The organism is Pseudarthrobacter sp. fls2-241-R2A-168 (assembly GCF_030209335.1).
GTDB lineage: Bacteria > Actinomycetota > Actinomycetes > Actinomycetales > Micrococcaceae > Arthrobacter.
This window is the reverse complement of sequence record NZ_JARVSG010000033.1, coordinates 227,561-235,130: the sequence shown is the minus strand read 5'-3', so window position 1 is coordinate 235,130 and position 7,570 is coordinate 227,561. Positions and strand designations below refer to the sequence as shown.

Sequence of the window (7,570 nt, the reverse complement as noted above, 5' to 3'; positions counted from 1 at the left end):
ACCAGGCCCAAACACCAACAGCAGCTTGACGAAGAACATAGGGACACTCTCACTTAATGCGCTTAAATCGCCAACGCTCGCTCACTTTCTTCAGGAAAGTGAGCGAGCGTTGGCCAAAATGGCGCATCAAGTGAGAGAGCGTCCTGGGTGGCGCGGGTGTTACTCCTTGCCGAGTTTCGCGGCCGAGGTCTTCTCGCCGGAGACGCTGTTGAGTGCCCGCAGGTCGAAGATGCCGTTGATGTCCGCCTGCTTGGTGGTGCCGGCAGTGACGCCGTCGGCCAGGAGCTTCTGGTAAGTCCCGGCGAGCGGGTCCACGGTGAACACGATGTTCTTCAGTGACCGGTCGATCACATCGGCCTTCAGCTCTGCACCGGCGGCTTCCTTCAACGCTGCATTGATGACACTGGCCTTCTCGCCGTCGGCTGCCTTGTTCAGCCACTCAACCGACTTCACGTGGCCCTTCAGCAGCGCTTTTACGGTGTCCGGGTGGTCGGCGGCAAACTTCTGGTTGACGATCAGGATGGTGGTGGGGAACTCGCCCGGCTTGCCGGACAGCGAGCCGTCCCAGAGGTCCTTTTCGTCCACCAGCACCTTGGCGCCGGCGGTGAGTACCAGGCGGGAGGCCCAGGGCTCAGGCAGCCACGCGCCGTCGAGCTTTCCGTCCTGGAACAGCTTCAGGGTCTGGGCGTTTTCGGTGGGGTTGATGGCGACGTCGCCGCTGCCGTCCACGTTGGTCTTGTAGCCCTGCGCGGTGAGCCAGGCGCGGAGGGCCACGTCCTGCGTGCCGCCGAGCTGCGGCGAGGCAAGGGTCTTGCCCTTGAGGTCAGCCGCCGAGTTGATCTCCGGCTTGACCACAAGCTGCGCTCCGCCGGCTGCAGCGCCGGCGATGATGTTGATTGACTCGCCGCCGCTCTTGACGAACGAGTTGATGGCCGGGTTGGGGCCGATGTAGGTGGCGTCGATGGCGCCGGCGTTCAGTGCTTCGATGGCGGCGGGGCCGGCGTTGAACACCTGGGTGGTCAGTTTGGTGTCGCCGAGTTCGGCGGCGATGTAGCCCTGGCTGACGCCCACCAGGGCGGGGGCGTGCGTGACGTTGCCGAAGTAGCCGAGCTTCAGTTCGGCGGCAGGGTTGCCGGAAGGAGCGGTTTCCTCGGCGGTAGCGGGAGTGCCGCTGCCGCTGTTCACGGTGGCGGCGACGGCCGCGCCGCCTCCCACCAGGGCTAGCAGGACGGCGGCGATGCCGATCTTCTGCCCGAGCGGACGCTTGGGGCGGGCGGACTGGCCGGCCACGATGCGGGTGGAGCCTTCCGGGCTGTTGTTCGAGGGGTCTGACATGGGAAATTCCTTTGCTGGGGCGGGTGCTGAAATGAGAGTACGGAGCACCCGCCGGCGCCACAATCAATCCCGTAGCGGGCGTTCACGCGGCGTCGCGAACGCTCAACAGTGGGTAGCGCAGCGTTACGGAACGTCTTGGAAAGACACAATGCAAAGGGCGTACGACGGCGGATCGCGGCTTAGGTGGCGCGGGAGGTTTGGCGCTGCGGAAGAGAGCGCCTGCGGATGCAGTGTTCCGCCACCGCAACGTTGATAACCCAGGCGGCGCCCATGAGCAGGGCCCTCATGGTTGTGCCCGGCGGGCTGGAGAGGAGTTCGGGCACGATGAGGATCAGGGCCTGCGTTCCGGCGCCAAGACCGATGGCGTAGGCGCGGGTCATCCAGGCCCCGTGCTGCGGGAAGTCGCGGCGCAGCACGGCGCGAAGCCCCAGGAGGAGGCTGACGGCCATGGCGGAGCCGAAAACGAGCCGAAGGACAAGCAGCAGCGCACCGTCGCTGGGCGGCAGGGTGTAGAAAACCGTCATCCACAGGCCGGAGAGTGCTGCGAACAGGCCCGCAGGCAGGAGGACCCGCCCGGCCATACGGTGCCAGCGGTGCCTGCGCTCGCGAAGTGACGGCACGAACTGGAACGCCCCGAGCAAGGAGTACACGGTGACACTGACAATGTGGACCACCACCGGCGCCGGGGAGTCGAAGAACCTGGCGTTGCGCGCCGTCACTGGCGCGCCGCCAGTCAGTTCGGTAAGCCGGGCGGCGCCGGCAATCACCGGTATGAGGCTGAGGAGGATCAGGCCGGCGGGAACAAGCCACTCCGGCCGGCGTCGGCGTCTGCCCGCCGATGCGTTCGTCTTGGAGTTTTGTTCTGTGGTGTGCATTGTCTTGCTCCTTTGATGCCGACCCGCTTGTCCGGCGGAGGCGGACCGGAATAGTCGCCCTTGAGGGAAAGGTGTACGGCGTACACCTGCTACTGCTAAAGATAGGTGTACGCCGTACACTGGTCAAGGGGTTGCAAGCAGAGCGGAAGGACCAGGCATGAGCAGTCAGGGCACCGGCCCGCGCGTGCGCCTCAACCGCGACCGCGTGCTGCAGGCCGCCGTCACGCTCGCTGACAGGATGGGGATCGGGCCGCTCAGCATGCGCCGGCTTGCGCAGGAGCTGGATGTGGTGCCGATGGCGCTCTACAAACACGTGGCGAACAAGGATGAGCTCCTCGACGGCATGATCGACGTGATCATCACCGAGATCGACCCGCCCGCCGCCGGCCTGGGCTGGAAGGATGTTGTCCGGGGCAGGATCCTCTCGGCTCGGAGGGTGCTTCAGCGCCATCAGTGGGCCCGGCAGGTCCTTGAAACGCGCACCAACAAAACACCGGGTGTCCTCGCCTACATGGACTCCTTCATCGGGATGTTCCTCGACGGCGGTTTCTCGGTGGATCTGACGCATCACGTGATGCACGCTGTTGGCAGCCGAATGTGGGGCTTCACGCAGGAATTGTTCGACGAGCCGGCGGACCACAACGATGCGGGCGCCGTGGACGCGGACGATACTGCCCGGCAGGCGATGTTCCAGGAGATGGCCGCCCGCTATCCCAATGTCCTGACCATCGCCATGGCTTCCGCCCATGATCCGGCCGGCGTTGTCGGGCAGGGCTGCGATGACCAGTTCGAATTCGAGTTCGCGCTGGACCTGCTGCTGGACGGAATCGACAGGCTGCACGCCCAGGGATGGACGTCGGCACGGGCCTGAAGGCCGGTGATAAGTTCAGCCGGCGAATCCCCTAAAAGGGTTCAACGGCAGCATAAAACGGTGGAGTGGCACCGCGACCGCAAGGGCCGCAGTACCACTCCACCGGCGAAATGACGGGGTTCAGCTGCCCGCAGCCGCCAGCCGTTCCTGCTGAACCGCCGCCGGGGTGAACCGGGCTCCCGTATCGGGGAACGCCGGCACCTCGATCCGGGCGTGGGTGTGGACCTCCTGGACGGTCCTGCGCGTGTGCTCGGCGATCTCTTCCATGGTGGCCACCCACATGCCGTCCATCCCCTTGACCCGCTCGATGAGCCGTTCCAGGGCCACGGCCTTGGAGGGCCGGCCGGAGATGAAGGGGTGGTTGGTGAGAACGAAGCAGCTGCCCTGGGCGTGGTGGGCCTCCGCCTCGAGGGTCCACATTTCCAGGACCTTTGCCGGGCTTTCGATCACGCCGCTGCCGGTCACGCCGGGGTAGAACGCGTACTGCTCCCAGTCATCCAGCGTCCAGTCCACGGGAATCTCCACGATGTCCCGGGAATCGCCCGGGGCGACGCTGAAGCGGTAGGGGGCGTCGCCGTCGAGCAGGCTGGAATCGTAGAGGAAGCCGCGGTCCGCAAGGAGTGCGGGGGAGTGCCAGTTCAGCTCCCACCAGGGTGCCCGGTAGCCTACCGGCTCCACGCCGGCGGCTTTGGCGAGCGCCTCCAGCCCGCGGTCGATGTACCTGGCCTCCGTCTCGGCGTCGATGCCCTGCATCGGTTCGTGCAGGTAGCCGTGGTGCGCCACCTCATGTCCGGCGTCCACGATCCGCCGGACGGTGTCCGGGTAGCATTCGGCCGTGAAGCCGGGAACGAAGAACGTGGCGCGGATGTCTTGGCGCTGGAGGATTTGCAGCAGCCGGGGAACAGCCACCTTGGGTCCGTAGGACTGGTGCGTCATCAGGGACATCCGGCGGGTGCTCTTCGGATCGTGGGCGATGGTGCAGGATTCGGCGTCGACGTCGAACGTGAAGGATGCGGCCGCGCGCTTGCCATCAGGCCAGGTGATCGGGTGGGCGGAATCGGCGAATGCTTCAAGAGTCATGATGGTCCTAGCGTTACGGGAAGTGCGGTCGTGAAGGTCAGAGCGCTGCCGGCGTGCCGGGAGCGGATGCTCCGGTCAGCTCGGGGGAAAGCTCGGCTGCGGGAGCCGGGGCATCGATGAATTTCCGGTGCATCTTCGGACCCAGGATGGCGTAGCTGGCGGCGCTGGCAAGGCCGCCGGCGAGCCAGGACAGGTCCCAGCCGCCCAGGGCCACGGCGATGGGGCCCTGCATGGCGGGAACGAGCCCGTACATAAACAGCCAGGTGGCGAAAATGCCCACCAGGAGGGAGGTGACGCCCGCCCAGTTGACGCCGGGAAGCCGCCTGGTGCCGACGCCGTCGAACAGCCTTTCGGGATTGCCGGGCCAGCGCTTGTCAACCCAGAAGTAGTGCACCAGCATGACGCCGCCCCAGGCGGCCACCCAGGCCACCAGGCCGATGAGCCAGGCGTCCAGGACTGCAGCGAAGTCCTCCTGGAAGATAAAGAAGACGACGGCGGCGAGCGAGAAGACGCCGACGAACAGGTTGAGCTTGCGGCGGCTGATGGTGATGTCCAGTGCCTGCGTGGCGACGGAGAAGGTGTAGATGTTCAGGATGTTGGTGGCGATGGGGCCGTGCAGCACCATCAGCAGCACCGGCAGCGCCATGACGCCGAAGTTCTGGACGATGAGCTTGCCGGGATCGATCTCGCCGCTGTTGGTGGCCAGGCTTGCGCCGAGGACGCCGAGCCAGACGACGGGGATGAACTGGCCCAGGACGGAAGCCAGATATACCTTCTTCTTGGGAACTTCGGTGCTGACGAACCGGGAGTAGTCGGCCGCGTAGGTGAACCAGGTGATGCCCCAGCCGATGCCGATAGCGGTCATCACAGCGCTCATGGCGGCGATGCGTTCGGACCCTTCAAGAATGTTGCCTGCAGGGCCGGCGTAGCCCCAGTCGATCTTCATGCCGAACCATGCCACGGCGGACATCACGGCGAGGATGATGATGGTGGGTGGGACCGTCCATTTTTCAAAGGCGGCGATGGCCTTGTAGCCGAACCACGCGATAGCCACCTGCGCTGCCATGATGGCCGTGGCCACGCCGATCTTCCAGGCATAGTTATGGGCGGTGGGATCCACCCAGCCGAGAGTGCCGAACAAGGCCATAACCAGGTCCAGGATGATCCAGGTGTTGACAGCGCACCAGCCGATCACCAGGAGGGCCTGGATGGCTGCGGGAAGGTAATTGCCCCGCCGGCCGAAGGCGGCCCGGGCGAGCACCATGCCGGTGGCGCCGGTCTTCTGGCCGAGCAGGACGAAGCAGCCGAAGAGCAGCATGCCGATCAGGTTGCCCAGCACCAGGACCGTCACGGTATCAGCGAAACCCAGCCCCAAGTGGATTCCGAGGGCGCCCAGGACCCAGTTGATCGGTGCCAGGTTGGCGCCGGCCCAGATCCAGAACTGGCCTGAAACCTTGTGCGTGCGCTGGGATTCCGGGATTGGCTGGAGCCAGGCTTCGACGTCTTCCACATGGGTGGACTGCTCGATTCCTGGGCTTGTGGGTTTTTGTTGCATCGGGGCCTCTTCGTTGAGGGGATGGGGATTCCTCAAGATTATGTGTCCGGAGCCACATCCACCATCTACAATGTGTCTTGAGCTTTCCCCTTCTATATGACGGAGTGTCATGCCAGTCCGATTGGAAGATGTGCTTCGGCACTCCACCGTTGTTGCCGCCGATCCTGTGGTCCGTGCGGCGGCTGGAGCTGTCCCGCAAACCCAGCTCCGCTGGATCCACTCGAGCGAGGTTTTGGACATTGCGTCGCTGCTCGGCGGCGGGGAACTCCTGCTCACGGGAGGCCAGGCCCTTGCCTCTGCCTCCGATGAGCGCCGGATGGGCTACATCCGTGACCTTGCTGAGCGCGGGGTGGCGGCGCTCGCCGTCGAGACCGGAAGTGTGCTGCCATCTATTCCTTCCTCGATGATTGCCGCTGCTGAGGAGGCCGGCCTTCCGCTCATTGAGTTGCGCCGTGTGGTGCCCTTCGTCACGGTGATGGAGGCCATCAACTCACAGCTGGTCAGCCAGTCCGCCGCCCAGCTGCAGCAGGCGGACCAGGCCAGCCATGCCATGGCGGTGGAGCTCGCGCACGGAGGCGGCCTTGACCGGATCCTGGCGGTCCTCGCAGCAGCGACGGGCTCTGACGTGGTGCTCATGTCCACTGCTGGAGTGGCACTGGCCAGTGCAGAGCCGAACGGGCACTCGGATGATCCAGGAGTGCCAGTTCTCCGAGACGCCTCGGGGGAGGCCGGAAAGACCATCCACATCGAGGTCCCGGTGCGCGGGATCCCGTCTGCCCGGTTGACGCTGCACGTCCGGGGTGACGCCGATGTGAACCTCGCGAGGATAGCCGGGAACAGGTCCGTGGACATTCTTGCCCTGGCGCTGTTGCAGCGGATGCCGCCCGGTTTGAAGGAGATGGCCGGGGCGGCCTTGATCCGGGCCATAGATTCCGGCAAGCAGAACTGGCGGCTGCAGGAGCTGGGGCCGGCAGCAGGCATTCCCGTGTCTGCGCAGGTGGTGGCTGTAGTTGTCCGCTCGCCTGCTTCCAAACAGCTGCGAAGGAATGTGGAGCACCTCCTGGATCCGGGCGGGCAGCACGGCGCCAGCTACGCGGACAACGCGGAACTGCTGGCGCTCGCTGTCCTCCGCCCGGGGAACGCGCAGGATGAACGGCAAAAGATTGTTCACGGCCTGCAGTCACTCGAAGTGCCGGAGGGCACTGTCAGTGCAGTCGGCCCGGTGGCTTCAGGGATTTCCGCGGCCCCTTGGTCCCTGACTGAGGCGAGGCTCACCCTGGAACTTGCAGCCGACGTCGGCTGGTCCAGTTCCTCGGCAAGCACACCCGGGCACGTGCTGGACGCGCAGGCGTTCGCCGTGGAACGCTTGGCGGTCCAGGCGATGGATGAGGCCCGGCGCCGGGACTTCGTCAGCCAGCAGCTGGCTGCCGTTCTTGCCCACGACGCCGAGCGGCACTCCCAGCTGGTGGAGACCCTGCGGGTCTGGCTGGACTCCGGGTGCAACACTGCGCAGGCAGCGCGGGGGCTGCATGTGGAGCGGCAGTCCATGCACCAGCGGCTGCAGCGGATCTTCTCCCTGTGTGGCGGCGACCCCCGCGGCACAGGCAGGCTGGCTGCCCTGCACCTGGCCACCCGCCTCGCCGCGCTCGAGTCGAAATAACAGGGACGCCCGCCCAGCCCGGACGCTCTCTCACTTAACGCGGCTTTCCAGGCGATCCTCTCTCACTTAATGGGGCTTTTGGGCGGACGCTCGCTCCCTTAACGCGGGTTTTGGACCAACCCTCTCTCACCTGCCGTCGCGCCGACGGCGGACCTGTGGATAACTTCTGCAGCGTTCCGCCGTGTCAAGGCACA

General features: G+C 65.6%; 6 protein-coding genes. 2 read left to right on the top strand and 4 right to left on the bottom strand.

Features of this window, described 5'->3' with window-relative positions; genetic code table 11:
• Positions 1-159: 159 nt before the first annotated feature.
• Together QRN11_RS17185 and QRN11_RS17180 are read right to left on the bottom strand one after the other, a co-directional pair.
• Complete coding sequence (locus QRN11_RS17185; RefSeq protein ID WP_285313762.1) at positions 160-1,335, bottom strand: ABC transporter substrate-binding protein; 1,176 nt, start codon at positions 1,333-1,335, stop codon at positions 160-162.
• Between the two features lie 179 nt (positions 1,336-1,514).
• A complete protein-coding gene (locus tag QRN11_RS17180) occupies positions 1,515-2,210 on the bottom strand; it encodes a DUF2306 domain-containing protein (RefSeq protein WP_285313761.1) in 696 nt (231 codons plus the stop codon).
• Between the two features lie 157 nt (positions 2,211-2,367).
• On the opposite strand from QRN11_RS17180, the gene QRN11_RS17175 reads away from it, so the two are divergent.
• A complete protein-coding gene (locus QRN11_RS17175) occupies positions 2,368-3,081 on the top strand; it encodes a TetR/AcrR family transcriptional regulator (protein WP_285313760.1) in 714 nt (237 codons plus the stop codon).
• A gap of 120 nt (positions 3,082-3,201) precedes the next feature.
• On the opposite strand, the gene QRN11_RS17170 is transcribed toward QRN11_RS17175, so the two are convergent.
• Together QRN11_RS17170 and QRN11_RS17165 are read right to left on the bottom strand one after the other, a co-directional pair.
• Positions 3,202-4,161, bottom strand: coding sequence for a polysaccharide deacetylase family protein (locus tag QRN11_RS17170; RefSeq protein ID WP_285313759.1), 960 nt, complete (start codon positions 4,159-4,161; stop codon positions 3,202-3,204).
• A gap of 37 nt (positions 4,162-4,198) precedes the next feature.
• The gene (locus QRN11_RS17165) at positions 4,199-5,716 is read right to left on the bottom strand and encodes a purine-cytosine permease family protein (protein ID WP_285313758.1); all 1,518 of its coding nucleotides are present in this window, start codon (positions 5,714-5,716) and stop codon (positions 4,199-4,201) included.
• A 109-nt stretch (positions 5,717-5,825) separates the two neighbouring features.
• Between QRN11_RS17165 and QRN11_RS17160 the strand changes: the two genes are divergently transcribed.
• Positions 5,826-7,376, top strand: a complete 1,551-nt coding sequence (locus QRN11_RS17160) for a PucR family transcriptional regulator (protein ID WP_285313757.1) — start codon at positions 5,826-5,828, stop codon at positions 7,374-7,376.
• The last annotated feature ends 194 nt before the right edge of the window (positions 7,377-7,570 follow it).

Coding starts and splice junctions, on each gene's coding strand:
- QRN11_RS17185 (WP_285313762.1), bottom strand. CDS start 1,335: ATGTCAGACCCCTCGAACAACAGCCCGGAAGGCTCCACCCGCATCGTG.
- QRN11_RS17180 (WP_285313761.1), bottom strand. CDS start 2,210: ATGCACACCACAGAACAAAACTCCAAGACGAACGCATCGGCGGGCAGA.
- QRN11_RS17175 (WP_285313760.1), top strand. CDS start 2,368: ATGAGCAGTCAGGGCACCGGCCCGCGCGTGCGCCTCAACCGCGACCGC.
- QRN11_RS17170 (WP_285313759.1), bottom strand. CDS start 4,161: ATGACTCTTGAAGCATTCGCCGATTCCGCCCACCCGATCACCTGGCCT.
- QRN11_RS17165 (WP_285313758.1), bottom strand. CDS start 5,716: ATGCAACAAAAACCCACAAGCCCAGGAATCGAGCAGTCCACCCATGTG.
- QRN11_RS17160 (WP_285313757.1), top strand. CDS start 5,826: ATGCCAGTCCGATTGGAAGATGTGCTTCGGCACTCCACCGTTGTTGCC.